Below are 23,487 nucleotides of genomic sequence, written 5' to 3'. Positions count from 1 at the left end.
TTCTCACCACCATAACGAACATTTGTTCTGTATTTGTCTTCCATTATATCTTAAGGAGGGCTGAACCTCCAGCACGAATCTATCCTTTTACAGCCTTAACTGTTTTTAGAGCCGCCTTTAAATCTTCATATACAATATTTCCAACGACGACCACGTCTGATACCCCAGCCATTTCCCGGGCCTGTTCAGTGGTCTTGATGCCGCCGCCATAGAAAAGTGTCGTATTTTCAAGTGAATCTTTTACTTCTCTTACAATATCAATATCACCGTATGTACCGCTGTACTCCAGATAGAAAATCGGCAGGTTGAACATCTTTTCCGCCATCATCGCATACGCAGCGGCATCCTCGCCTGAGAGTTCCGTATTGGCTTCCGTCACCTTTGCTGCTTTGCAGTCACTGTTCAAGATACAATACCCTTCAACAAGGATTTCATCCCAGTTCATGATCTCCCCGTATTCCTTCACCGCCTGATGATGAAGGCCGGTGACCCAGTCAACATTCGGGCTGTTCATCACCATCGGGATAAAATACAAATCAAATCCCGGGGTGATCGACTCCAAATTGGAAACCTCCAGGATACACGGCACTGTATAGCGGCGCACCCGCGCCATCAAATCGAGGACATTCTCGAGAGTTACACCGTCCGTTCCCCCTACAATGATGGCATCCGTTCCTGACTCGCATACAGCCTCCAGCTCATCATCATCTATATGTTTATCGGGATCCAGCTTAAACGCATGTCTCCACTTTTGAACATCATACATCGATTGTTCCTCCATTCATACATCCATCTAACGTATTATATCATGTGCAGAAGGGAGTCGCATTACCTCGTCTTTTGTTAAAAATTGAAATTAGGCGGGTTTGATGGACGCATTACAGTAGGTGCTGGTGATGAGGGTTTGCCGGGCCGCTTCTTTAGAATGATTCTTAGGAGATCGTAAAATCAGGATTAGGATCATAAATTTCGTTTTAGGATTGTAAATTTCGATTCAGGATCATAAATCGTGGATCAGGATCATAAAAACTGAAATTGGATCGTAAATCCTGACACAGGAGTAAATCCAGACTCTCCATCCACTAGATTTGGCGAAAACGCACCCACTGCTTCGCCTTCAGAACTCCCTTTCACTCCATAACCATGAAAAACTTCTAAATCTGATACATAAACCGCACATTCCGCCTAAAATTCAATCAAATCAAAAAAACGACTATCCCCTACAGCATTACAATTTCAAATCAATAAAAAAACCGCTATCCCTAAAGATAACGGCCCTCCTATTATTTTTCCTCTTTTTCATGTACACGGTCCAGAACAAGCTGGTACGCATCGTTGCCGTAGTTCAGGCAGCGTTTCACACGGGAAATCGTTGCGGTGCTTGCTCCCGTTTCGGTTTCGATTTTATGATACGTCTTTCCTTCCTGAAGCATGCGTGCCACTTCAAGTCTTTGGGCAAGGGACTGAATTTCATTGATCGTACATAAATCATCAAAGAAACGATAGCATTCTTCCATATCCTGCAAAGAAAGAATCGCGTTAAAAAGCTGATCCAGTTCTTTTCCTCTTAGTTTGTTTATTTGCATAAATAGTCTCCTTTTCCTTCTCTATTCCTGATACGAGACAGATCCTGATAATCCAGGAGAGCTCGGTATGATGTTGATCCAGGTAGCCCCTTTTCCGAGTGGGATCTGCTTGCCATTTTCATATGGAAGGATTCTACCCCCTTCGTTTTGCCACTGTACCTCACGAAGTTTTCCATCCTGGATGAGATAAGCATTGCCGCCGGATTGTAAGTCGATATCACGTCTGCCGGCACTGTCAATGATTCTATGAGGCGTTTCGGCAATCAGGATGTTCTCAAGCAGAACGGGATCTTCAGTTCCGTAATCTTTCGTCTGGTCCCCGTTCGAGTATCGTTCATATTTGCCTTCGTCCTGATTGTATTCATAGACGACATCAAACAGCGGGTTATTAAAGTAAGAAATCATGATTGAGTTTGCTTCTTCTCCACTCAAGGATTCTTCTTTTGATAAAAAGCTTAACGGTTCAGGGGGAGTATCCATTGAGAAACCATTCTCTTTTGCCCCTTTTTGGATATGTTCAAAAGAAATATATGAATTATGAGGAGCCTTCCGGAAATCCGCCCGCTTGAACAGCGTTCCATCGTATTTGATGCCGTTCAAGTGATCGATTTCCCCGCTGTCAAGCTTCTCCTTTGCATCGGGACTGTACCCATGGGCGATATAAAGGCTGTCGTAGCCTTTAGCAAGGTCGATATAATAATCTCTTGCACTCCGGATAGGACCGATTTCTTCAGGCTTCCTGCTTTGGTAGATGGCCAGGAACCTTGTCACATCTCCCTCTGCCAGCACTTCATACACAATATCCGCTTTGGAAAGGCCTGATTGAGGTCTTGCTTTCGGGTGATTATTCACCATGACAGCGACCGAACGATCAGCCGGCTCTTTTTTCATTTCCTCACCTGTAAGAGGTGATTGGAACTTCATCACATTCTCTACATTCTCATTAGCCACGGGCGCAGCATTCTCGTCTTTCGCAGGTTTTTTTCCTGCTTCTTCTTTATCTGAACTGCACGCTGCAAGGGTCAGAGCACTTAACAAAATAATAAGTGGCTTTTTAAGCATAAAATCGTAACACCCCTAAATGTTATCTCTATACTTTCATATTTTAACGCATTATCGTTGGAAAGAGTACCGTTTTCTTCATTACATCATAGATTCCTTTTTGTGTCACCCTTATATAAGGCAGGTGAGTGGATTGCAAGAAGAGCAGCGTATAAATGGGATCGGCAAATTTGTATCCTCGTTCAGACAACAATGCTTTCATAGTTTTCTCTTCTTCAATCAGTTCAGGCATTTCCTTTTTAGACAGAAGGCCGCTGAGCGGAAGATGAATTTCGTGCAGCACTTCCCCGTTTTCAGTCAGGACGATGCCTCCGCCTATTTCTTTCATTCGATTAAAAGCAGCGATCATATCCGATTTGCTTTTTCCTATTAAGATGATGTCCCCCGTATTGGAGTAAGAAGAGGCAAACCCCTTCACCCCGTCCGAGAAGCCTTTCAGCAGTGTACTGATCCTCCACTTACCGTTCCGGTCCAAGAGCATAAGGAAGGACTGGTCATGGTCTGCAGGCAGTTCATCAGTGGCTGGATTGATATTGATAGAATATGGCTTTGTTATTACGTCGTTTACCATTTCAATTCCAAAAGGCATGGAGAACTGGAGATCGTCATGCGTTACATCCCAGTCAAGTGATAGCGGGCAGAAGCCATGTTCCTCCCAGTTTATCGTATCATCATGGTCGACAGGCTGGTTGTTTCTCCACACCCATTCCCCTTTTGACAGCACCGATACCGGTGTCGGATCGTCCTTACTCTTCAGGAAGTTGATATTGGCGACCCTCCCGGTGGCAATCATTCCGTGCAGGTGTGTGAGATTATAGTAATTCGCGACATTGTAGCTGGCCATATTGTATGCTTCGATCGGTGAAATGCCTTTATCGATGATCATTTTGATCAATACATTCAGGACACCTTCTTCATGAAAAGCAGGTGTGGAGCCATCGGTTGTCAGAAGAATGGAATCATAATTCTCAACCCCCTTCTCTTTAAGACCATCCAAAAGGACTGGCAGATCCGGACGGATGGATGAATGGCGAAGCGTGACCGTCAAGCCCTGAATCAGCCTCTTATAGACATCCTCCCCTGTCATTGATTCATGATCGCCGTCGATTCCAAGCAGCCCGAGCTTTGCGATCGTTTTATCAGAAGATCCCGGAAGATGGCCCTCGACGATTTTGCCCATTCTTTTTGCTTCCTGCATCCAATGAAGGATGAGATCGTCTCCTTCAAGAAGACGCGGCCAGGCAGTCAATTCCCCGCCTTGTAAGACCGACTCGTGTTCGAGCCAGGACTTCACATCACCGTTTGAAAAGATGGTGTCTTCCTCTGCCATCTCGGTTTGTGAATCAAAGCGTGTCCACCAGTACATTGAATACGGCAGTGTATTAAACTCCCCCAATAAAGAAAACGCTTTCTTTTTTTCCAATTGCAAAAACATCATAAGGTTATCATTCACGAATGTAGTTGTACCTGTTTGGGATGCATATTTGGAAAAAGATTGGGGATTATAAAGCTGAAACGGATGTACATGCGGCTCTATATATCCGGGGACAAGGTATTGTGAGGTACAATCTACAACTTCACATTCACCCATGAGATCCGGGAGCCGGTCACCAGTGTAAACGATACGGTCTTCATACACCCAGATATGACCCTGCACCCATTTTTTCAATGTTGAATGCAGATATGTTGCATTTTTCAAAAGGATGGTTGGAGATCGCTCTCCGTCGAGAACCTGTACGTGTTCCCGCAGTTGTTTATTCTTCCATCTGTAGCGCTGTTCCAAGGCGAACACTCCTCTGGTGGAATGGTTTTGTCTATTTTAATATATAGGCTTTCTTAGTCATTGTATGTTGGTTGAAAAACTCTATGAAATCACCCTTGATACTCACTTAATTGAGTTTTCCCCTCAAAAAGAAAGGGCTTTCATTTATGTTAACATATTTTGTCTTTTAACGCATTAAAGGTTTACAACAATTATGTGAATTTTCTATTAAGGAGGAGTTTAAAAATGAAAGTATCATCAAACATCGGGATCATCAATGCTTTAATCCGCATTACGGTAGGCTTCACGATTCTGACATGGGCCACATCCAAGCTTGTTAAACGCCCTTGGAGAGATTCGTACCTTGTAATGGCGATGATCGGAGCCATGAAAGTGGGAGAAGGAATCCTGCGGTACTGCCCAGTTACCGATCTTTTGGAAAAGAGCGGGGACAACGATGGGGACAAAAAGTCTAAGGGCTTGGGAAGCTTGAAAGCAATGGACATGTTCAATGTGAAAGACATGCTGAAATCAGACAAAAAGAAAAACGAAAGCGGGAATTTCGGCGGCACCGACAACAGTATAAACAAAACTGAATCAACTGCGACTAAAAAAGACGCTGACTTCAATCCGGAAGACCTCACTAATAAAGAAGTCCAGGAAGCTCTGAACGGCGATCTTGGTACATCATCCAGCAAGACGAGCAGCTTCGATAACCAGGGATTCACTCAAATTTAATCAGGGAGGGACATCCTTTACCACGGTAAAGGCCCGTCCCTCGCCACATTAACGTGTTACATTATCATTAAAAGGAGATGCGTGTTATGTTTTGGGAGTATTTGACTGATATGTCTTATGTGTTGTTTTCACTGATCGGCGGAATCATCGCCATTGCTTATGTGTTCATCCGCAGAACTAGGAAGAGACGTGTTCGATAGCCTTCTTCCCGATATCCCTTCTGTAAAAGAGACCCTTGCATTTAAGTTTGTTCAATTCTTCATAAACAGCATGATAGGCTGCTTCAACTGTGCCAGCTTCTGCAGCTGCTAATAGCACCCTGCCACCGTCTGTAACCAGTTCCCCTTCTTCGTTGCGGGCTGTTCCTGCATGATAGATGAGTGTACCTTGCTTAACATGTTGCAAATCCGGCAGGCTGACGCCTTTTTTATATCCTTCAGGATACCCGTCCGATGCCAGCACCACTCCAACAACCGCTTCTTCCTTCCAATCGAGGTTGATCTCTTGGCCATCCAGCAGATCCCTGATGATCAGCCCCAGGTCAGATTTCAAACGCGGCAGAACGACTTGTGTTTCCGGATCTCCAAAGCGCGCATTGAATTCAATCACCTTCGGACCATCGGCTGTCAGCATGAGGCCTGCATAAAGAATACCCGTAAATGAACGATTTTCCTTTACCATCGCTTTAGCTGTAGGGTAAAGTACGGTTGATACAGCTTCTTTCACAATTTCATCTGATATATGAGGCACCGGTGAATAGGCGCCCATACCGCCTGTATTAGGACCTTGATCCCCATCGAATGCACGCTTGTGATCCTGAGCGATGACCATCGGATACACATTCTCGCCCTGCACAAAGGCCATCAGCGAAAATTCTTCCCCCACCAGACATTCTTCGATGACCACTTTCACGGAAGCATTCCCGAATTTTTTATCCAGGAGCATTTCTTCCAGCGCCTGCAGCGCTTCTTCTTCCGTCTGAGCCACTACCACACCTTTACCTGCTGCCAGCCCGTCTGCTTTGATGACGATCGGAGCCCCTGTTTTTTTGATATAGGCTTCCGCAGCCTCTATGTCTGTAAACACTTCATACTCAGCAGTCGGAATATCGTACTTTTTCATTAGTTCCTTTGAAAAGGATTTGCTTCCTTCTATAATGGCAGCGTCCTTTGCTGGGCCGAATATTTTTAATCCATGAGCTTGAAACTCATCTACGATCCCCTCAAGCAAAGGGTTTTCAGGTCCGACAAACGTATAATCGATTTCCTTCTCTTTCACCAGGGAAATGAGTGAGTTAAAGTCTGTCTCTTGGACAGGGAAACATTCTGCGACCTCCGCCATCCCGGGATTACCCGGTGCACAAAAAACACTTGATACACTTTCGCTCTCAGCCAGCTTTCTGGCTATGGCATGCTCACGGCCGCCTCGCCCGATTACAAGTACCTTCATTAGAAAAAGCCCCCCTTATAAATGAGTGAACCCCCCATTATTACGGAATGATGAGGGGTGGAATGATTGTTTGAATGGAATGGTTGTACCTGGTACAGAACGTGTTGGTTGTACCTGGTACAAATGAGGGTCGGTGTACCTGGTACACACCTCCATATATGTACCTGGCATCCCGCAGTTCAGTGGGATTCTGCTGGTGCCAGGCACAAATCGGCTAAATTGTGCCTGGCTCAAACTACACCATTTGTGCCTGGCACAAACTACACCATTTGTGCCTGGCTCAAATCAGTCGAATGGTGCCTGGCACAAAAACCCTAATCCGTACCCGGCACCAACCGGCTAATAATCTTAATGCTTAAAATGACGAACCCCTGTAAATACCATGGCAATTCCGTATTCATCCGCTTTTTTGATCGAGTCTTCATCACGGATCGATCCTCCCGGCTGGATGATGGCTGTGACGCCTGCTTTGGCTGCTGCCTCAACGGTGTCGTCCATCGGGAAGAAAGCATCTGAAGCCATACTTGATCCGACTGCTCTTTCTCCAGCCTGCTCAATTGCAATCTTGGCAGCACCGACACGGTTCATCTGTCCTGCTCCTACTCCGACGGTCATCTGGGAATCGGTCAGAACGATCGCGTTTGATTTCACATGCTTAACGACCTTCCATCCCAATGTCATGCTTGCCCACTCTTCGGCTGTAGGCTCACGTTTGGTCACGACTCTTACATCAGCATCCTCAAGTGTGAAGGTATCATCTGATTGTACAAGAAGTCCGCCTTCCACGGTGGTGATTTTCTCCTCGAGTTTGTTCGTGGATTCGAACGGGACCGTCAATAACCGGATGTTCTTTTTACTTGAGAGAATCTCGAAGGCTTCATCACTGAAAGATGGAGCGATGACGATCTCCAGGAAGATTTCATGAAGCTGTTTTGCCGTTTCTTCGTCAACTACGCGGTTCAATGCGATGATGCCGCCAAAGATTGACGTCGAGTCCGCTTCATAAGCTTTCGAGAATGCCTCATGAATGTTTTCACCCACACCGACTCCGCATGGGTTCATATGCTTGACAGCGACTGCTGCCGGCTCGGTGAATTCCTTTACGATCTGCAGGGCTGCATTTGCATCATTGATATTATTATAGGAAAGCTCTTTCCCATGCAGCTGCCTTGCCATCGCAACTGAGAATTCAGAACCCAGCGGCGCCCGGTAAAAGGAAGCCTTCTGATGAGGATTCTCCCCATATCGCAAGTTTTGTTTCAGTTCGTACGTCATCGTCAGACGTTCAGGGTTCTCCTCACCGGACACTTCCGTCATGTACCCTGCGATATGCGCGTCATAAGCTGCTGTATGACGGAACACTTTCGCAGCAAGTTTCCGTCGGTTTTCATGAGAAACCTCTCCGTTCAGCTTTAATTCGGCAATGACATGATCATAGTCAAGTGCATCGACGACAACCGTCACATACGCGTGATTCTTGGCTGCTGCACGAAGCATCGTCGGTCCGCCGATATCGATATTTTCAATCGCTTCCTCAACGCCTACGTTCGGCTTGGCGATTGTCTGCTGAAAAGGATACAGATTGACGCAGACAAGATCGATTCCTTCAATCCCTTGTTCTTCAAGCTGCTGACGGTGGGATTCTTCACCGCGTTTCGCAAGCAGTCCTCCATGAATCGATGGGTGAAGAGTCTTCACTCGTCCTTCAAGGATCTCAGGAAATCCTGTTACGTCTTCCACTCCCATGACTTCAACATTATTTTGAAGGAGAAGCTGTTTGGTTCCCCCTGTAGAAATAATTTCGTAACCCAATTGTTTTAACTCTTGTGCGAATTCCACAATCCCGCTTTTATCTGAAACACTGATTAACGCTCTCTTTTTCATATGGCTCCTCCTCTGACTAGTCACTTTTTATCTGCCTCTTCCAAGGCCCGTCCCTCACCACTTTACCACACTACCATAATAAAGCAATATGATTTCTGTTATCGGTCAGTAGCCGGTGGTGAGGAAGAGGTGGTTCAGGGTGGTCGGGTATAGGAAGTGTTCGACATGCTGTATTTTTTCCTGAAGTGACTGCCTCGACTCCCCCGTTGAGATGCGGACAATTTCCTGAGCGATGATTTCCCCTGTGTCCATCCCTGCATCTACATAATGAACGGTCACCCCTGAAATTTTCACTCCGGCTTCAAGTGCCTGCCCGATGGCATCCTTGCCCGGAAAAGCAGGCAGGAGGGACGGATGAATATTCACGATTCTGCCCCCGTAGCTTTCAAGCAGTACAGGGCCGATCAGCCTCATATAGCCTGCGAGCACAATGAAATCTACTCCTGCAAGTTCGAGCTGATGCAAAATCTCACGTTCGAATGCTTGTTTGTTTTCGTAATCTTTTGCCCGGAAAACAAAAGCGGGGATTCCTGCTGACTGCGCCCTGTGGATGACAAACGCACCAGGCTGGTCACATACCAGAAGCTTGATATTGGCCTTAAGCGTCCCAGCTTGAACAGCATCAACTAATGCTTGAAAATTACTTCCGCTTCCTGAAGCAAAAATGGCAATCTGTCTCATGACTAAGCCTCCATTACTGACTCGGTTTTTGTACGAATTGTACTCCTTCACCTTTAGAAACCCTACCGATGATGCAGGCTGCTTCTCCCTGTTCTTTCAGGAATCCGACAATCTCTTCCGCGTCACTCTCGTTTACTGCCAGAACAAAGCCGATTCCCATATTGAAGATATTGTACATTTCTTCCTGAGGGATGCCGCCGTACTGCTTGAGGGCTGCGAATATATCCGGTACATCCCAGCTGCCTTCATGGATCACGGCACCAATCCCGTCAGGCATCATCCGCGGAATGTTCTCGATGAAACCCCCGCCGGTTATATGCGACATTCCATTTATACGATACTGTTTTAAAGCAGCCAGCACCGGTTTCACATAAATCCTCGTCGGTGTAAGCAAAGCTTCTCTTAGTGTGGTTTTTAATTCCGGTAAAGATTCTTCCAAAGCGAAAGAATGATCTTCAAAAAAGATCTTCCGTACTAATGAGTATCCATTACTGTGTATACCACTAGAACCCAGTCCGATTAACATATTTCCTTCAGAAATGTTCTCACCTGTTACAATTTCTTTCTTTTCACAGGCTCCCACTGCAAATCCGGCGATATCATATTCTTCTTCTGTATACATCCCCGGCATCTCGGCTGTTTCTCCTCCGATCAGTGCGCAGCCTGCCATTTCACATCCGTCCGCAATTCCTTTTACAATACCTTCTATCTTTGCCGGATGAGCCTTTCCGGTCGCTATATAATCTAAGAAATAAAGCGGCTCCGCTCCTTGTACGACAATATCATTCACGCACATCGCGACACAGTCGATGCCGATCGTGTCGTGCTTGTCAGCCAGGAACGCAAGCTTGAGCTTCGTCCCGACCCCGTCCGTCCCGGACACCAAGACCGGTTCTTTTAAACCAAGCTGTGACAGGTCAAACATACCGCCGAAGCTGCCCAGCTGCCCGAGTACGCCTTCGCGTGCCGTCCGTTTCACATGCTTCTTGATCCGTTCGACCGATTCATATCCTGCTTCTATATCTACGCCTGCCTGGCGATACGCATTTGCCATCTCGATCTCCCCCTATTTCACAAGCTCTTTTTCATGCGGATGAAGAGTATCCGGGTAGATTTCAGTCGGATACTTCCCGGTGAAGCACGCAAGGCACTGCCCGCGGTTCTCTGAAGAATCATCGCGCCCGATCGCTTTCAATACACCATCCGTACTTAGGAATGTCAGTGAATCCGCCCCGATGATCTGCCGCATTTCTTCCACTGAATTAGAAGACGCGATCAGTTCTTCATGAGTCGACGTATCAATCCCGTAAAAGCACGGATTTTTAATAGGAGGGGAACTGATGCAGACATGTACTTCCTTTGCTCCCGCTTCCTTCAGCATACTGACGATCCGTTTGCTCGTCGTTCCGCGCACGATGGAATCATCCACCATTACGACGCGCTTTCCTTCGACTACCCCTCTTACAGGCGAAAGCTTCATCTTCACACCCTGTTCGCGGAGGGACTGGGACGGCTGGATGAACGTACGTCCGACATAGCGGTTTTTGATAAGTCCCATTTCATAAGGGATCCCTGATGCTTCCGCGTAGCCGATCGCACTGGAAATGCTTGAGTCCGGCACCCCCGTCACGACATCCGCTTCGATCGGTGCTTCATACGCAAGTTCCATCCCCATCCGTTTTCGGGCTGAGTGGACATTGATTCCCTGGATGTTGCTGTCCGGTCTTGAGAAATACACATATTCCATCGTGCACATCGCATTTCCATTTGAAAAACTGAACCGTTCCGAGGTGATACCCTCATCATTGATGATCAGGAGCTCTCCCGGTTCGATGTCACGGACGAATTCCGCTCCGACGATATCAAAGGCACAGGTTTCAGATGCCACACAATACGCATCTCCAAGTTTAGCAAGGGATAACGGGCGAAGACCATGCGGATCCAGCGCCACCATCATCTCCGTTTCTGTCATGACCAGAAACGCATAGGCCCCCTTCAGCATCGTCAGTGCATTCTTCACCCGGTCCTTCAACCGGGTATATCCGCTTCTTTTGATCAAATGAGCGAGGACTTCTGTATCCGAGGTTGTTTGAAAAATACTCCCCTGCCCCTCAAGCTGATGCTTCAAGGCGTTCGCATTGACCAGGTTCCCGTTATGAGCAAGTGCAAGCCCGCCGCTCTGCGAGTTGAAAAGGAGAGGCTGGACATTTTCATAGCCTCCGCCCCCTGCGGTCGCATAGCGGACATGCCCGATCGCTCCATCACCCGTGAGCTTCTCGATCGAACCTTCCTGGAACACTTCGGTTACAAGTCCTTCCCCTTTATGACCGCGAAGCGTCTCTCCGTCCGAAACGATGATCCCAGTTCCTTCCTGTCCTCTGTGCTGGAGACTGTGAAGGCCGTAATACGTAATTTGTGCGGCATTCGGATGCCCCCATATCCCGAACACCCCGCACTCTTCATTTAAACCTTTGATTTCAGCAAGCATGGAATCGCTCCTCTCCAGGCTGATTCAAGCTCCTCTGCAGTCGCTTGTATAAGAATCTCCCCTTGTCGGGATGCAACGGTGATCTCACCATCTTCCTTTACCGCTCCTACTGTCTTTGCTTCCCCTACCAGCTTTTCAAACTCTTCACGGTTCTCAGGTTTTACAGAAACCAGGAAACGTGATTGTGTTTCACTGAATAGCTCCGATACATGACAATCTCCGTTAACAAAGATTTCAGCTCCCAATCCTTTTGTGCCGAACGCAGATTCCGCAAGGGCCACGGCAAGGCCGCCTTCAGCAATATCATGAGCCGAGGCAACCAATCCTTTTTGGATGGCTTCCAACAACTGCATTTGACGGCGAAGCTCGACTTTCAAATCAATGGCAGGCGCCTTTCCGAAGATTTCTCCTTCCGTCAGCTTCTGCAGCTCGCTGCCGCCGAATTCCGCATGTGTTTCCCCGATGATATAAATTAAATCTCCCGCTTCCTTGAAGCTTTGGGTCGTAATATGATCAAGGTCTTCCACCAATCCTACCATCCCGACAACAGGCGTCGGATAAACAGCTGTACCCATCGATTCGTTGTAAAGTGATACGTTACCGCCGATGACCGGTGTGGAGAGCTCGCGGCATGCTTCACTCATTCCGTCCACGGACTTCTCGATCTGCCAGAAGATTTCAGGCTTCTCCGGGTTGCCGAAGTTCAGGCAGTCCGTGATCGCGAGCGGGATACCGCCAGAACAAACGATATTCCGGGCCGCTTCCGCCACTGCGATCTTCCCGCCGACTTCAGGATCCAAGTACAGATAGCGCGAATTACAGTCCGTCGTCATCGCCAGCGCCTTTCTCGTCCCGCGCACACGCACGACCGCTGCATCCGATCCGGGGCTGACAACCGTACTTGTTCTGACTTGGTGATCGTATTGGTCATACACCCATTCTTTACTGGCGATCGTCGGCTGCTGCAATAAAGCAAGCAGCGTTTCTTTATAATCTTCTACTTGCGGGACCCCGGTTTCCATTGCTTGAAATTCCTTATAGTAAGCCGCTTCTTTAGATGGTTTATGGTAAACAGGCGCTTCCTCGGCAAGGGCATCGACCGGAACATCCGCCACCACTTCTCCTTTATGAAGAAGGCGAAGACGCTTGTCATCCGTCACCTTCCCGATCGAAACCGCTTCTAAGTCATACTTTGAAAATAGATCGACAATCTCCTGCTCCCGGCCTTTTTCAACGACGATCAGCATCCGCTCCTGTGATTCCGAAAGCATCATTTCATATGCCGTCATGCCTCTCTCACGCTGAGGGACAAGATCAAGATTCATTTCAATACCCGAACCGGCTTTAGACGCCATCTCCGCAGACGAACTGGTCAAACCGGCCGCCCCCATATCCTGGATCCCGACGAGCGCATCGTTTTGGACAAGCTCAAGACATGCTTCCAAAAGCAGCTTCTCCATGAATGGGTCACCAACCTGAACGGCAGGCCGTTTCTCTTCAGACCCTTCGTTCAATTCTTCTGAAGCAAAAGTTGCGCCATGGATCCCGTCACGACCGGTTTTCGCACCAACATACATGACGGTGTTGCCGACTCCGTGCGCCTGTCCTTTTTTAATATCCTTATGATCGATCAACCCGACACACATCGCATTGACGAGAGGGTTTCCTTCGTATGAAGCATCGAATTGTACTTCCCCTCCCACAGTCGGAATGCCTATGCAGTTACCGTAGCCTGCGATCCCTGCCACTACTTCTTTAAATAGATACTGAACACGAGGAGAATCCAGCTCTCCAAAGCGTAAAGAGTTGAGGAGGGCAATGGGTCTCGCTCCCATCGAGAATACATCACGTATAATGCCTCCGACACCCGTTGCCGCCCCTTGATAAGGTTCAATCGCTGAAGGGTGGTTATGACTTTCGATTTTGAACACCACTGCCTGATCATCGCCAATATCAACAATCCCAGCTCCTTCCCCTGGTCCCTGCAGAACACGCTCGCCTGTTACCGGGAATTTCTTAAGGACAGGCTTGGAATTTTTGTAGCTGCAGTGTTCTGACCACATGACCGAGAAAAGTCCGGTCTCCGTGTAGTTAGGTGTTCTTCCCATGATGTTTTCCACCATTGAAAATTCTTCGTCTGTTAATCCCATTTCACGATAAAGCTGTTCTTCTTTCACCTTAGATGGGGTTGGTTCAAGCATTAACGACATGTTTTTCCCTCCAGTGTTTGACAATCGATTGAAAGAGTTTCTTCCCGTCTTCACTACCTAATAAAGTGTCCATCGCCCTTTCCGGGTGAGGCATCATGCCCAGGACATTCCCGCGCTCATTCGTGATTCCCGCGATATCGGCAACGCTCCCATTCGGATTTTCCCCGCTGTAGGTGAACACGATTTGATTGTTCTCCTTAAGCTCCTCGAGCATCTCTTCATCACAGAAGTAGTTCCCTTCCCCGTGGGCGATCGGAATCTGAATTTGCGCTCCTTTTTCATAGCTGCTTGTAAACATCGTTTCATTGTTCTCAACCGTTAACGGAACCGTCTTGCAGATGAACTTCAGGCTGTCATTCCGGCGCATCGCCCCCGGAAGAAGGCCCGTTTCCAGGAGGATCTGGAATCCGTTGCACACACCCAGTACCGGCTTCCCCTGCTCAGCAGCCTTCACGACTTCCTTCATCACATTCGAAAAGCGCGCGATCGCCCCTGAGCGCAGGTAATCCCCGTATGAGAATCCGCCCGGCAAAAGAATAGCATCATAGTTTTCAAGAGAAAAGTCATCATGCCATACGCACTCGACTTCTTCCCCGATTTCATCCTTGATTGCATGGTACATATCAATATCACAGTTGGATCCCGGAAATACAATCACCGCAAATTTCATTGAGCCACACTCTCCTCGATTTCGTATCGATAATCCTCGATGACAGGGTTTGCCAGCAGACGGTGGCACATCTCTTCAACAACCGCTTCGACATTCTCCACCGTCGATGGAAGGGTAAGCTCCATATACTTTCCGACGCGCACATCTTCCACAGCCTTGAACTCCATTGAATGAAGCGCCTGTTTAACCGCGCTCCCCTGCGGATCCAATACACTTTCTCTTAACGTGATGTAAACTTTTACTTTGTACATAGACCTTTTCCCCCTAAACGTTCTAATATGATTGAATAGACTTCTGTTAAACTGCCTAACTCTCTTCTGAACACGTCTTTATCGAGCTTTTGCTTCGTCTCCCGATCCCACAGGCGGCATGTATCCGGTGAAATTTCATCCCCGAGCAGAATCTTCCCGCTGCGGTCTTTCCCAAACTCAAGCTTGAAATCCACCAGCAGCACACCCGCTTCTTTAAACACCCCTTGAAGGACTTCATTGACATTGAGGGCCATTTCCCTTAACTGCAGCCGTTCTTCTTTTGTGGCGATTTCGAGATAGTCAATGTGATCATCCGTGATCAGCGGGTCGCCGAGGTCATCATTTTTATAATAAAACTCGATGATCGGCTTCGGCATTTCAGTCCCTTCTTCAACGCCAAGGCGCTTGGACAGACTCCCGGCAATCACATTCCGTACGACTACTTCAAGCGGAATGATGTCCACCCGTTTCACGAGTTGTTCATGATCTGACAGCTGCTTGATGAAATGACTCTCGATCCCTTGTTCGGCAAGCTTTGAAAATAGCACACTCGAAATCTTATTATTTAAAACCCCTTTGCCGTCGATGTCCGCTTTCTTCTCCCCGTTAAAAGCAGTGGCTGAATCCTTGTATTGAATCCAGACGACCTCTTCATCGTTCGTGGAAAAAATCTGTTTTGCTTTTCCTTCATATAAAAGCGTCCCTTTTTCCATCTGAAATCCCCCTGTAATTTCAATATTGGCAATCTTCAGTCTATATTTGGATAAAAAAAGGGAGGGATCCTTTTAAAAACCCCTGCCCTATGTACTTGTCGAAATATTACTCAACCAGTCCGCAGCGTTCAAAAATCGTATCGACATGCTTCAGATGGTAGTTATAATCGAAGCAGTCATCGATTTCCGCCGGAGAAAGCCTGGATGTAATCGTGCTGTCTTCCTCGATCAGCGAACGGAATGGAACCTGTTTCTCCCATGCTTCCATCGCCTTCGGCTGCACCGTATCATATGCTTCCTCGCGCGCCATCCCTTTATCAATCAGGGCAAGCAGGACACGCTGTGAGTAGATCAGCCCGAGTGTACGATCCATGTTGCGCTTCATATTTTCAGGGAATACCGTCAAGTTCTTCACGATATTGCCGAAGCGGTTCAACATGTAATTGAGAGCGATCGTCGCATCGGGTAAAATCACCCGTTCAGCAGATGAATGAGAGATATCACGCTCATGCCATAACGGCACATTCTCATAGGCAGTCATCATATAACCTCTGATCACACGCGCCATCCCCGTCATATTCTCTGAACCGATTGGATTGCGCTTATGAGGCATGGCTGATGAACCCTTTTGACCTTTTGCGAAAAACTCTTCCACTTCACGGGTTTCGCTCTTCTGAAGCCCGCGCACTTCAACAGCAAATTTCTCAATCGATGTCGCAATCAAAGCAAGTGTACCCATGTAGTGAGCATGGCGGTCACGCTGCAGTGTTTGAGTGGAAACCGGTGCAGGCTTAATGCCTAACTTTTCACATACATATGATTCAACGAATGGATCGATATTTGCATACGTCCCGACGGCCCCGGAAATCTTACCGAATTCCACACCGTCAGCAGCCGCTTTAAAGCGCTCGACGTTTCGTTTCATCTCTTCGTACCAAAGGGCAAGCTTCAGTCCGAAAGTCGTCGGTTCGGCGTGAACACCATGTGTCCGGCCCATCATCACCGTATGTTTATGCTCGATCGCTTTATTTTTCAAAATCTCGACGAATCGCTCAAGATCCTTCAGGATGATTTCATTCGCCTGCTTCAGTTGATAAGAAAGAGCTGTATCGACTACGTCCGTCGAAGTTAATCCATAATGAACCCATTTTCTTTCTTCCCCAAGTGTTTCAGAAACGGCACGCGTGAAAGCCACGACATCATGGCGTGTTTCTGCTTCGATTTCTTTGATGCGTTCCACATTGAAGCCTGCGTTTTCGCGGATTTTCGCCACATCTTCTTTCGGGATATCGCCAAGTTCAGACCAGGCTTCACAAGCAAGGACCTCCACTTCAAGCCATGCCTGGAATCTGTTTTCCTCTGTCCAAATCGCTCCCATTTCAGGGCGTGTATAACGTTCAATCATTTCATTCGTCCTCCGATCTTTTCCTGCACCTTCCAAATCCCGGCATCATTCACAGCCGCCAATGTGCCCTCGACGTCATCCGTTAAAAGGGTGACATGCCCCATTTTCCTTTTCGGCTTTGGCACATCTTTTCCATAGAGATGAACAAACCAGCCAGGTTGATTTGGAATAGCTTTCATTATAGGGTCTATATGCTCTCCTAATAGATTAACCATCACAGCGTTCTTTAATAATGCCGGCTGAACAAGCGGCCAGTTGCAAATCGCTTTGATATGCTGGGCGAACTGAGAGGAGTCGCACGCTTCGATTGAATAATGGCCTGAATTATGCGGTCTCGGAGCCAATTCATTGATGTATATGGATCCGTTTTCCGTCAGGAACATTTCAATGGCAAGCGTTCCGACCAAATCCAGTGTCTCGCTTATTTTTTCAGCCATATCAACCGCTTTACGTGAAATGTCTTCAGCGATGCGCGCCGGAGCGATCGTTTCATGCAGGATATTATCCACATGGATATTTTCCACCACCGGAAAATGAGTTTGTTGACCTTCAGGATTCCTGGTCACAATCACCGATAATTCTTTTTCAAAAGGAATCCATTTCTCAAGCACACAAAGTCCATTTTCTAAAAGAACGGCCGCTTCGCTTACTTCTTCCACTCTCCGGATCACGAATTGCCCCTTGCCGTCATATCCACCCCTCGATGTCTTTAAAACAGCTGGATAGCCAAGCTTTTCTATATTATCATAGATGTCTTCTTCCTGTTGAATCACAGCATAAGGAGCCACTTCAACACCCGATATAGTCAGTGCTGCCTTCTCTTGGATGCGGTCCTGTGTAATGCGGATCAGTTCAGCGCCCTGAGGCACATATGCCCTGCCCGACAGCCACTTCAGTGCGTCGTAATCGATATTCTCGAATTCGTATGTGATGACATCTGAGGCTTCGGCAAGCCGGTCCAATGCTTCATATTGATCGAACGGAGCGGTGATCACCAAGTCTGCAACCTGTGCACAAGGCGACGAAGGAGATGGATCCAATACTGCCACCCTGAAGCCGTTATGCTTTGCTGCGAGAGCCATCATCCTTCCAAGCTGGCCTCCGCCGATGATCCCGATTGTCTGTCCAGGTAAAATCGTTTTCTTAAACAAGGTCATCACTGCTTTCCAATACTTTTTCCCTTAATGCTTCCCGCCTATTTTCCAATGTGCCTGCCAATTGCTTATCATCGATTGAGAGAATCTGTGCTGCAAGCAGACCTGCATTCATGGCCCCCGCCTTTCCGATGGCGACCGTTGCTACCGGCACTCCGCCGGGCATCTGCACGATGGAAAGAAGTGAATCCATCCCGTTCAGCGCTTTCGATTGCACCGGCACTCCGATGACAGGAAGCGTCGTTTTCGCTGCCACCATTCCAGGGAGATGGGCCGCGCCGCCTGCTCCTGCAATGATCACCTTAATGCCTCTTTCTCTCGCAGATTCTGCATATTCGAACATATAATCAGGCGTTCTGTGAGCCGACACGACCCGCTTTTCATACGGAACCTGAAGCTCCTCCAGAATGTCACATGCATGCTTCATCGTTTCCCAATCTGATGTACTTCCCATAATGACCGATATCATCGTGACAGGCACCTCCATTAGTAATCTTTCGCAAAAAAATACCCAGATCAATTGATCTCTTCATCATGAGAGAAAGCAATTGATCCGGGTATTTTAACCGTACAGAAAGAGCCCTTCCAGCCAGGGGCATTGAAGACACTTCTGTATCCAGACAGTCACTTCCCCTCATAGTCCGGCCGTTTACGGCAGCCAGGTAGAAACTCACGGGCCATATTCCCATTATTATATGAGGGTATTCGATTTATTTGTCTTCATCATACCGCTATTCCGCGGCACTGTCAACGAATAATCGAACGATTTTAAATGTCTGAAAATTAATGTTCGGTTTTTACCGAAATCATTCTTCTATTTTCTTCCCTTCAAACACAATTGTCTGTCTTACAGGGACAACATCTGTTTTACCGCCGTACTTCCGTTCTTCAAAAACAGGCTTCTCCATCCTTCTGACCGGCATATAACCCGCCTCTTTCATGCGGTCCAGACAATCACTGATCGTTTCATTCTCCTGCACTTCAAATAACAGCTTCTTTTTACTCATACTTTGATTTTTCCTTTACGTATATTTCGAACGGTCTTCACCCAGAATCCGCCGTGGATCGTCTTCGGTTCATACGCGATGATAAACGCTTTAGGATCAAGCTCTTTAATCGTCGCATACAGCTTCATCTCATATTTTCTCGGAGTCAGGATCTGCAGGGCCATACGATTCCCTTCCAAGCCATTCGCTTCCCAGTTCGTCACCCCATATCCTTTCGAACGGAGCTGATCCGGGAGTGCCTTATCATATTCCTTTGTTATAACGTTAACCGTAATATACCCTAGCGCAAGCTTCTCTTCAATCTTCATGCCGACCACTACACCGATACCGTACCCGACCGCATACGCAATCAGATTCTGTATTTCATTTAAGTTGTCCAGTACCAAACCAAGCCCGACCACATAAATGACGACCTCGAATGTACTCACGAATGCTGCAAAATAACGGTAACCTTTGAGAGTCAAAATCATCCGTATCGTAAAAAATGACACATACACAATATTTATCACCAAGATGATCAAGACCATCATTACACTGTTCTCTAACAACTTGTCATTCCTCCTCTGCCCCACATACCCAAATTAAGTATTAATTCTACTAAAAAAAAGAGAAAAGTTGAACCATTCAACGTAAATTAATCCTTGTGCCGGCAGTGTCAATTTCTAGAAAAACCATCCCTACTAGTGTTTTTCCTATTTAATCAGGAAAAAAACGTATTTTCATTGGGCACTGAATGGATTTCTCATCAAATTCTAATCTTACTCTAATAGCTTTCACTTTTTATCCGGTTATCATTAGACTTGCTTATGAATAAAGATTTCACTCCTCGACATGAGGAACGCCACTTCCTTCGTGTAAAATCTTTATAAAATGAGGCTCATTCTAAATTTCTTCATTTTGGACAAAAGCTTAGCTGCAGCTTTTGTCTATTTTTTTGTATCCAACTCCACTGTTGATTTCCGTGGAAGACTTCGCTTTCCGCGGGCGGTTGGTGAGCCTCCTCGTCGCGTGCGCTCCTGCGGGTTAGAAAAGCGGAAGGGCTTTGGTCAGAGGCGGGTGGCATAAGGCGAATCGGCCACGAAGGCGTTCTTTGCCTTCTTGGACGAGTTGACTTATGACATGTGCCTCTAAGCCCTGGAGCTGGACAAGTCTAACCTAACACGCTATTCCCGCAGGAGTCTTCGTCTTCCACTCCAATCAACAGCGGGATCCAGTTAAAACAATAACAATTTTTAATCGGGAAGATAAAAAAAAGTTCAACGACTTTTATGATGACATCTCATCACTGTCGTTGAACCTCTTTTTATTTATTATTAAACCGTTGCAGGTTTGGCTGCAGGCTTGTTTTGGCTTTCGATTTTATTGACTGCCTCTTCACTTGTGTCTACGCGTTTAACAAAGAGCGCCAATATCAATGCAGCAATATTGATTCCAAGTGCTACGTAGAACGAATATTGAATCCCTGCCAATAGTGATTGCTGCGCTAAAGCAGCAGTCGATGTTTCCGTGACGGTTGCCGGATCCACCCCGCTCATCAGACTTTCAGCTTCTGTTTTCGCGACAGTGTTCATAATGGTGATCAGGATCGCCGTACCGATCGAGCCCGACACTTGCTGTGCCGTATTATTCACCGCTGTTCCATGCGGGTTCAAGCGGTTAGGCAGCTGATTCAATCCATTCGTCATGATCGGCATCATCACCATCGACATTCCAAATAGACGAAGTGTATAGATCAAGATGATATGTGAATAACTAGTATCAATCTGTAAGTTTGCAAGCATATAGGTTGAAATTGCTGTAATACTGAGTCCGGTCAGAGATAGCGCACGGGGACCGAATTTATCGAACAACTTCCCGGTAATAGGCGACATGATTCCCATAATGATCGCCCCCGGCAGCATCATCAAGCCGGAATCCAGTGGAGAAATACCGCGGACACTCTGAACATAAGCAGGAGTTAAAATCATCCCTGAAAACATGGCAACCGCATTGACAATCGCAATCACCGATGCAAGGGCAAACATGGGATACTTATACACTTGAAGGTCCAATAATGGCTCATCAATCTTGAATTGGCGGATAATGAATGCAGCTAATGCAATGCCGCCGACAATAAGTGTTGTCAATACAATGCCGTCCGTCCAGCCATCGGAACTAGCGGTAGAGCATCCATATAATAGTCCTCCAAAACCAATACAGGAAAGGACGAGTGAAAGCATATCAAGAGTTGCCTCTTTATTTTGTTCCATTACATTGCTGAATTTCCAAACGGCCAATAACAAACTCATGACCGCTAAAGGTAATATCATTTCAAATAGCAAACGCCAGTCATGGTGTTCTACAATATAACCGGATAACGTAGGCCCTATAGCGGGAGCCGTGATCATGACCAATCCGAAGACACCCATGGCGGCACCGCGTTTTTCACGCGGAAAGCTGACTAGCATGATATTCATTAGAAGAGGACCCATGACAGAGGATCCTGCAGCCTGAACCATCCGCCCGGTAAGAAGCATACCAAAGTTCGGAGCAAAGGCGGCCAGTGCTGTACCTAATGTGAAAATGGCAAGCGAAGTAATAACTAAATGACGATTAGAAAAACGTGTAATCAGAAATGCAGAAGCCGGGATCAACACCCCGCTCACAAGCATATAGCCTGTAGCAAGCCATTGTACCGTGGAATAATCTGCAATCTCCAAATCAACCATAATCGATGGAAGTGCTACATTTAATAACGAATTATTTAGAAATGCGACGAAAGCTCCAATGAAGAGTATCGCCAACATTAAATATGGCGGTTTATTGTTTTGAATTGCCGAGTCCATATCCTCATCCCTTTATGTTCAAATTATTTATTTTGTCACTCGAACTATTTTATACCCATCGTTCAAATAAATCAATACTTTTATACTTATGGTATAAAAATATTGTATTTCCAGTCCAAGAAAACTATACTACTCTATAGAGAGAGACTGGAGGGCGGTATGAATAATCGAAAAAGGAAAGTAGCAGATATCGCATTATCATTATTTATCGAGAAAGGTTTCCAACAGACTTCGATCCAGGAAATCATTGAAAAAGCAAACATATCAAAAGGGACGTTCTATAATTATTTCTCTTCTAAAAACGATTGTATCGCCGATATATTAGAGTATCTGCGTTATGACGCAAGCCAGCAGAGGGTGGCGATGCAGATCGGCAAAGATGCCAAGGACCGGAATGTCCTTGTAGAACAAATCACCATTCTTATAAAATTGAACAAAGAACGGAATCTAAATGTCCTATTCGAGGCCATTTTATCTTCAAATGAAGCTGAACTGAAGAAACTGGTGATGCAGCACCGGATGATTGAAATGGAATGGCTGTCCAACCGGTTCATCGAAGTCATGGGCGATGAAATCAGGGAGGTGTCATTTGAGGGCACTGTATTATTTTACGGGATGCTTCAATATTTATTGTTTACCATGAAGGTGACGAACAGCTCCTCCCCATTAGAAAGGCTGGTCGAGGTTGTCATGTCTTATATCGAACTTATCATCCCGTATATGTTAAAGCATGACACGTCGATGCTGAGTCATTCTGCAATCGACCTGCTACAATCCAATATCGATAAACACACAGTAACAAAAACAGAAGTATTGGAGCTTGCAGAACGGTTTCAAAAGCACAGTGCATTTAATGAAGAGCAGCAGGACTTGTTCGATGCCATCATGAATGAACTGCAGCGTGACCGCATCCGTAAAATTGTCCTAAAGCCGCTCTTAAAACCTTTCCAGCAATTATTCAATGAGACAGACAATGAATCACATGCACACAAATTCACGAATATGCTGTGGTATTATTTGAAGTCGGTTTAGCGGCTTTGTTTGATTTTTTTAGATTAGAAGCTGCCGAAGAAGATAGGATCTTCTTGGCAGCTTTTTTGTTTAGGTGGGGATTGATCGTTTTAGGGGTGGGTGTGACGTCGTACCTTATTAATGTGGGGATACATGCTTATAAGATGAGCACTTCGATTATATATAGGTTTATTTAATAAGAATAGGTGTGGCTCGAAAAAATCATTAAATATTGGATAAAAGACTTTTCGGTTTCGATAATAGAAGTCGGATTTTCGATAATAGATTCGTTGATTTCGATATTAAAATGTTGATTTTCGATAATAAATCCGATTATGTGTTTGGCTAAGTGATGATTTTGGAGATTTTTATGATTATCGATACGTTTTTAGGGCGAACATGACCTCTTTTTTAATAAGGAGAAGGGTTTTTAATGAAAATAGACAAATTAAAGGGCTAAAAAGGGAAAAAGTTGATTGTTTTTAATTAATAAGATGAGCATACACACTTGGGAAATTGTTGAGTGGCGAGCCGGAGTTTATTTCTTCAATTTCCATGATTATTTTTTCATTTCCGGGCTTTATTTTTTCA

At 46.2% G+C, this 23,487-nt stretch carries 21 protein-coding genes, 1 pseudogene and 1 riboswitch; of the genes and pseudogenes, 3 read left to right on the top strand and 19 right to left on the bottom strand.

All coding sequences use genetic code 11. From position 1 onward, the window contains the following. Positions 1 to 79 precede the first annotated feature (79 nt). The 4 genes from HWX64_RS01280 to HWX64_RS01265 form a co-directional block, all read right to left on the bottom strand. The gene (locus HWX64_RS01280) at positions 80 to 766 is read right to left on the bottom strand and encodes a heptaprenylglyceryl phosphate synthase (protein WP_058299112.1); all 687 of its coding nucleotides are present in this window, start codon (positions 764 to 766) and stop codon (positions 80 to 82) included. Between the two features lie 517 nt (positions 767 to 1,283). Then, positions 1,284 to 1,586, bottom strand: coding sequence for a YerC/YecD family TrpR-related protein (locus HWX64_RS01275; protein WP_175986597.1), 303 nt, complete (start codon positions 1,584 to 1,586; stop codon positions 1,284 to 1,286). Between the two features lie 21 nt (positions 1,587 to 1,607). Further along, positions 1,608 to 2,648, bottom strand: a complete 1,041-nt coding sequence (locus HWX64_RS01270) for a DUF3048 domain-containing protein (protein WP_175986596.1) — start codon at positions 2,646 to 2,648, stop codon at positions 1,608 to 1,610. A 43-nt stretch (positions 2,649 to 2,691) separates the two neighbouring features. Then, entirely contained in the window at positions 2,692 to 4,431 is a 1,740-nt protein-coding gene (locus tag HWX64_RS01265) for an adenine deaminase C-terminal domain-containing protein (protein ID WP_175986594.1), read from the bottom strand. A 225-nt stretch (positions 4,432 to 4,656) separates the two neighbouring features. Between HWX64_RS01265 and HWX64_RS21820 the strand changes: the two are divergent. After that, positions 4,657 to 4,851 (top strand): annotated as a pseudogene (locus HWX64_RS21820) (DUF2892 domain-containing protein); the annotation flags it as partial. Positions 4,852 to 5,234: 383 nt separating this feature from the next. Then, on the top strand, positions 5,235 to 5,348 hold the full coding sequence (locus HWX64_RS22150; RefSeq protein WP_341985401.1) for an EYxxD motif small membrane protein: 114 nt from the start codon (positions 5,235 to 5,237) through the stop codon (positions 5,346 to 5,348). Here the strand turns inward: HWX64_RS22150 and purD are convergent. The 15 genes from purD to HWX64_RS01185 form a co-directional block, all read right to left on the bottom strand. Then, a complete protein-coding gene (purD, locus tag HWX64_RS01255) occupies positions 5,326 to 6,597 on the bottom strand; it encodes a phosphoribosylamine--glycine ligase (RefSeq protein ID WP_175986593.1) in 1,272 nt (423 codons plus the stop codon). The two genes, HWX64_RS22150 and purD, sit on opposite strands and share 23 nt — an antisense overlap. Positions 6,598 to 6,945: 348 nt before the next feature. Beyond that, entirely contained in the window at positions 6,946 to 8,481 is a 1,536-nt protein-coding gene (gene purH, locus HWX64_RS01250) for a bifunctional phosphoribosylaminoimidazolecarboxamide formyltransferase/IMP cyclohydrolase (protein ID WP_175986591.1), read from the bottom strand. Between the two features lie 105 nt (positions 8,482 to 8,586). Beyond that, positions 8,587 to 9,162, bottom strand: coding sequence for a phosphoribosylglycinamide formyltransferase (gene purN / locus HWX64_RS01245; RefSeq protein WP_175986590.1), 576 nt, complete (start codon positions 9,160 to 9,162; stop codon positions 8,587 to 8,589). Between the two features lie 13 nt (positions 9,163 to 9,175). After that, positions 9,176 to 10,216: a phosphoribosylformylglycinamidine cyclo-ligase gene (gene purM / locus HWX64_RS01240; RefSeq protein WP_175986588.1), complete on the bottom strand. Its 1,041-nt coding sequence runs from the start codon at positions 10,214 to 10,216 to the stop codon at positions 9,176 to 9,178. Positions 10,217 to 10,228: 12 nt separating this feature from the next. Continuing rightward, positions 10,229 to 11,650, bottom strand: coding sequence for an amidophosphoribosyltransferase (gene purF / locus HWX64_RS01235; RefSeq protein WP_175986586.1), 1,422 nt, complete (start codon positions 11,648 to 11,650; stop codon positions 10,229 to 10,231). After that, the gene (purL, locus tag HWX64_RS01230) at positions 11,626 to 13,860 is read right to left on the bottom strand and encodes a phosphoribosylformylglycinamidine synthase subunit PurL (RefSeq protein ID WP_175986585.1); all 2,235 of its coding nucleotides are present in this window, start codon (positions 13,858 to 13,860) and stop codon (positions 11,626 to 11,628) included. Before purL ends, purF begins: the two co-directional genes overlap by 25 nt. Then, positions 13,844 to 14,530 (bottom strand): phosphoribosylformylglycinamidine synthase subunit PurQ, encoded by a 687-nt coding sequence (gene purQ / locus HWX64_RS01225; RefSeq protein WP_175986583.1) that lies wholly within the window; start codon positions 14,528 to 14,530, stop codon positions 13,844 to 13,846. The genes purL and purQ overlap by 17 nt, the downstream gene beginning before the upstream one ends. Continuing rightward, the gene (gene purS, locus HWX64_RS01220) at positions 14,527 to 14,781 is read right to left on the bottom strand and encodes a phosphoribosylformylglycinamidine synthase subunit PurS (RefSeq protein ID WP_175986581.1); all 255 of its coding nucleotides are present in this window, start codon (positions 14,779 to 14,781) and stop codon (positions 14,527 to 14,529) included. Before purS ends, purQ begins: the two co-directional genes overlap by 4 nt. After that, the gene (purC, locus tag HWX64_RS01215; RefSeq protein WP_175986579.1) at positions 14,769 to 15,494 is read right to left on the bottom strand and encodes a phosphoribosylaminoimidazolesuccinocarboxamide synthase; all 726 of its coding nucleotides are present in this window, start codon (positions 15,492 to 15,494) and stop codon (positions 14,769 to 14,771) included. Before purC ends, purS begins: the two co-directional genes overlap by 13 nt. Positions 15,495 to 15,600: 106 nt before the next feature. Continuing rightward, positions 15,601 to 16,899, bottom strand: a complete 1,299-nt coding sequence (purB, locus tag HWX64_RS01210) for an adenylosuccinate lyase (protein WP_175986578.1) — start codon at positions 16,897 to 16,899, stop codon at positions 15,601 to 15,603. Then, positions 16,896 to 18,056, bottom strand: a complete 1,161-nt coding sequence (gene purK / locus HWX64_RS01205) for a 5-(carboxyamino)imidazole ribonucleotide synthase (protein ID WP_175986576.1) — start codon at positions 18,054 to 18,056, stop codon at positions 16,896 to 16,898. The genes purB and purK overlap by 4 nt, the downstream gene beginning before the upstream one ends. Beyond that, positions 18,043 to 18,522, bottom strand: a complete 480-nt coding sequence (gene purE, locus HWX64_RS01200; RefSeq protein WP_175986574.1) for a 5-(carboxyamino)imidazole ribonucleotide mutase — start codon at positions 18,520 to 18,522, stop codon at positions 18,043 to 18,045. Before purE ends, purK begins: the two co-directional genes overlap by 14 nt. Before the next feature lie 148 nt (positions 18,523 to 18,670). Further along, positions 18,671 to 18,772, bottom strand: a riboswitch (purine riboswitch). Between the two features lie 87 nt (positions 18,773 to 18,859). Beyond that, the gene (locus tag HWX64_RS01195) at positions 18,860 to 19,060 is read right to left on the bottom strand and encodes an NETI motif-containing protein (RefSeq protein WP_175986573.1); all 201 of its coding nucleotides are present in this window, start codon (positions 19,058 to 19,060) and stop codon (positions 18,860 to 18,862) included. Further along, the gene (locus HWX64_RS01190) at positions 19,057 to 19,590 is read right to left on the bottom strand and encodes a DUF2179 domain-containing protein (protein WP_231937957.1); all 534 of its coding nucleotides are present in this window, start codon (positions 19,588 to 19,590) and stop codon (positions 19,057 to 19,059) included. Before HWX64_RS01190 ends, HWX64_RS01195 begins: the two co-directional genes overlap by 4 nt. A gap of 783 nt (positions 19,591 to 20,373) precedes the next feature. Next, positions 20,374 to 21,885 (bottom strand): DHA2 family efflux MFS transporter permease subunit, encoded by a 1,512-nt coding sequence (locus HWX64_RS01185; protein WP_175986571.1) that lies wholly within the window; start codon positions 21,883 to 21,885, stop codon positions 20,374 to 20,376. A gap of 159 nt (positions 21,886 to 22,044) precedes the next feature. Here HWX64_RS01185 and HWX64_RS01180 point away from each other — a divergent pair, with 159 nt between their 5' ends. Then, positions 22,045 to 22,917 carry a TetR/AcrR family transcriptional regulator gene (locus HWX64_RS01180; RefSeq protein ID WP_175986570.1) on the top strand — a complete coding sequence of 291 codons (873 nt, stop codon included), beginning with the start codon at positions 22,045 to 22,047 and terminating at the stop codon, positions 22,915 to 22,917. The last annotated feature ends 570 nt before the right edge of the window (positions 22,918 to 23,487 follow it).

Origin of the sequence: Bacillus sp. Marseille-Q1617 (genome assembly GCF_903645295.1) — a bacterium.
Classification (GTDB): domain Bacteria; phylum Bacillota; class Bacilli; order Bacillales; family Bacillaceae_B; genus Rossellomorea.
This window is presented reverse-complemented; position numbering and strand designations above follow the sequence as displayed.

What these genes read in the sequence shown, in the direction of transcription:
- HWX64_RS01275 (WP_175986597.1), bottom strand. Translation starts at nt 1,586, where the DNA reads ATGCAAATAAACAAACTAAGAGGAAAAGAACTGGATCAGCTTTTTAAC.
- HWX64_RS01180 (WP_175986570.1), top strand. Translation starts at nt 22,045, where the DNA reads ATGAATAATCGAAAAAGGAAAGTAGCAGATATCGCATTATCATTATTT.
- HWX64_RS01185 (WP_175986571.1), bottom strand. Translation starts at nt 21,885, where the DNA reads ATGGACTCGGCAATTCAAAACAATAAACCGCCATATTTAATGTTGGCG.
- HWX64_RS01270 (WP_175986596.1), bottom strand. Translation starts at nt 2,648, where the DNA reads ATGCTTAAAAAGCCACTTATTATTTTGTTAAGTGCTCTGACCCTTGCA.
- purS (WP_175986581.1), bottom strand. Translation starts at nt 14,781, where the DNA reads ATGTACAAAGTAAAAGTTTACATCACGTTAAGAGAAAGTGTATTGGAT.
- purL (WP_175986585.1), bottom strand. Translation starts at nt 13,860, where the DNA reads ATGTCGTTAATGCTTGAACCAACCCCATCTAAGGTGAAAGAAGAACAG.
- HWX64_RS22150 (WP_341985401.1), top strand. Translation starts at nt 5,235, where the DNA reads ATGTTTTGGGAGTATTTGACTGATATGTCTTATGTGTTGTTTTCACTG.
- purM (WP_175986588.1), bottom strand. Translation starts at nt 10,216, where the DNA reads ATGGCAAATGCGTATCGCCAGGCAGGCGTAGATATAGAAGCAGGATAT.
- purK (WP_175986576.1), bottom strand. Translation starts at nt 18,056, where the DNA reads ATGACCTTGTTTAAGAAAACGATTTTACCTGGACAGACAATCGGGATC.
- purC (WP_175986579.1), bottom strand. Translation starts at nt 15,494, where the DNA reads ATGGAAAAAGGGACGCTTTTATATGAAGGAAAAGCAAAACAGATTTTT.
- purE (WP_175986574.1), bottom strand. Translation starts at nt 18,522, where the DNA reads ATGATATCGGTCATTATGGGAAGTACATCAGATTGGGAAACGATGAAG.
- purN (WP_175986590.1), bottom strand. Translation starts at nt 9,162, where the DNA reads ATGAGACAGATTGCCATTTTTGCTTCAGGAAGCGGAAGTAATTTTCAA.
- HWX64_RS01190 (WP_231937957.1), bottom strand. Translation starts at nt 19,590, where the DNA reads ATGATGGTCTTGATCATCTTGGTGATAAATATTGTGTATGTGTCATTT.
- purD (WP_175986593.1), bottom strand. Translation starts at nt 6,597, where the DNA reads ATGAAGGTACTTGTAATCGGGCGAGGCGGCCGTGAGCATGCCATAGCC.
- purB (WP_175986578.1), bottom strand. Translation starts at nt 16,899, where the DNA reads ATGATTGAACGTTATACACGCCCTGAAATGGGAGCGATTTGGACAGAG.
- purH (WP_175986591.1), bottom strand. Translation starts at nt 8,481, where the DNA reads ATGAAAAAGAGAGCGTTAATCAGTGTTTCAGATAAAAGCGGGATTGTG.
- purF (WP_175986586.1), bottom strand. Translation starts at nt 11,650, where the DNA reads ATGCTTGCTGAAATCAAAGGTTTAAATGAAGAGTGCGGGGTGTTCGGG.
- purQ (WP_175986583.1), bottom strand. Translation starts at nt 14,530, where the DNA reads ATGAAATTTGCGGTGATTGTATTTCCGGGATCCAACTGTGATATTGAT.
- HWX64_RS01280 (WP_058299112.1), bottom strand. Translation starts at nt 766, where the DNA reads ATGTATGATGTTCAAAAGTGGAGACATGCGTTTAAGCTGGATCCCGAT.
- HWX64_RS01195 (WP_175986573.1), bottom strand. Translation starts at nt 19,060, where the DNA reads ATGAGTAAAAAGAAGCTGTTATTTGAAGTGCAGGAGAATGAAACGATC.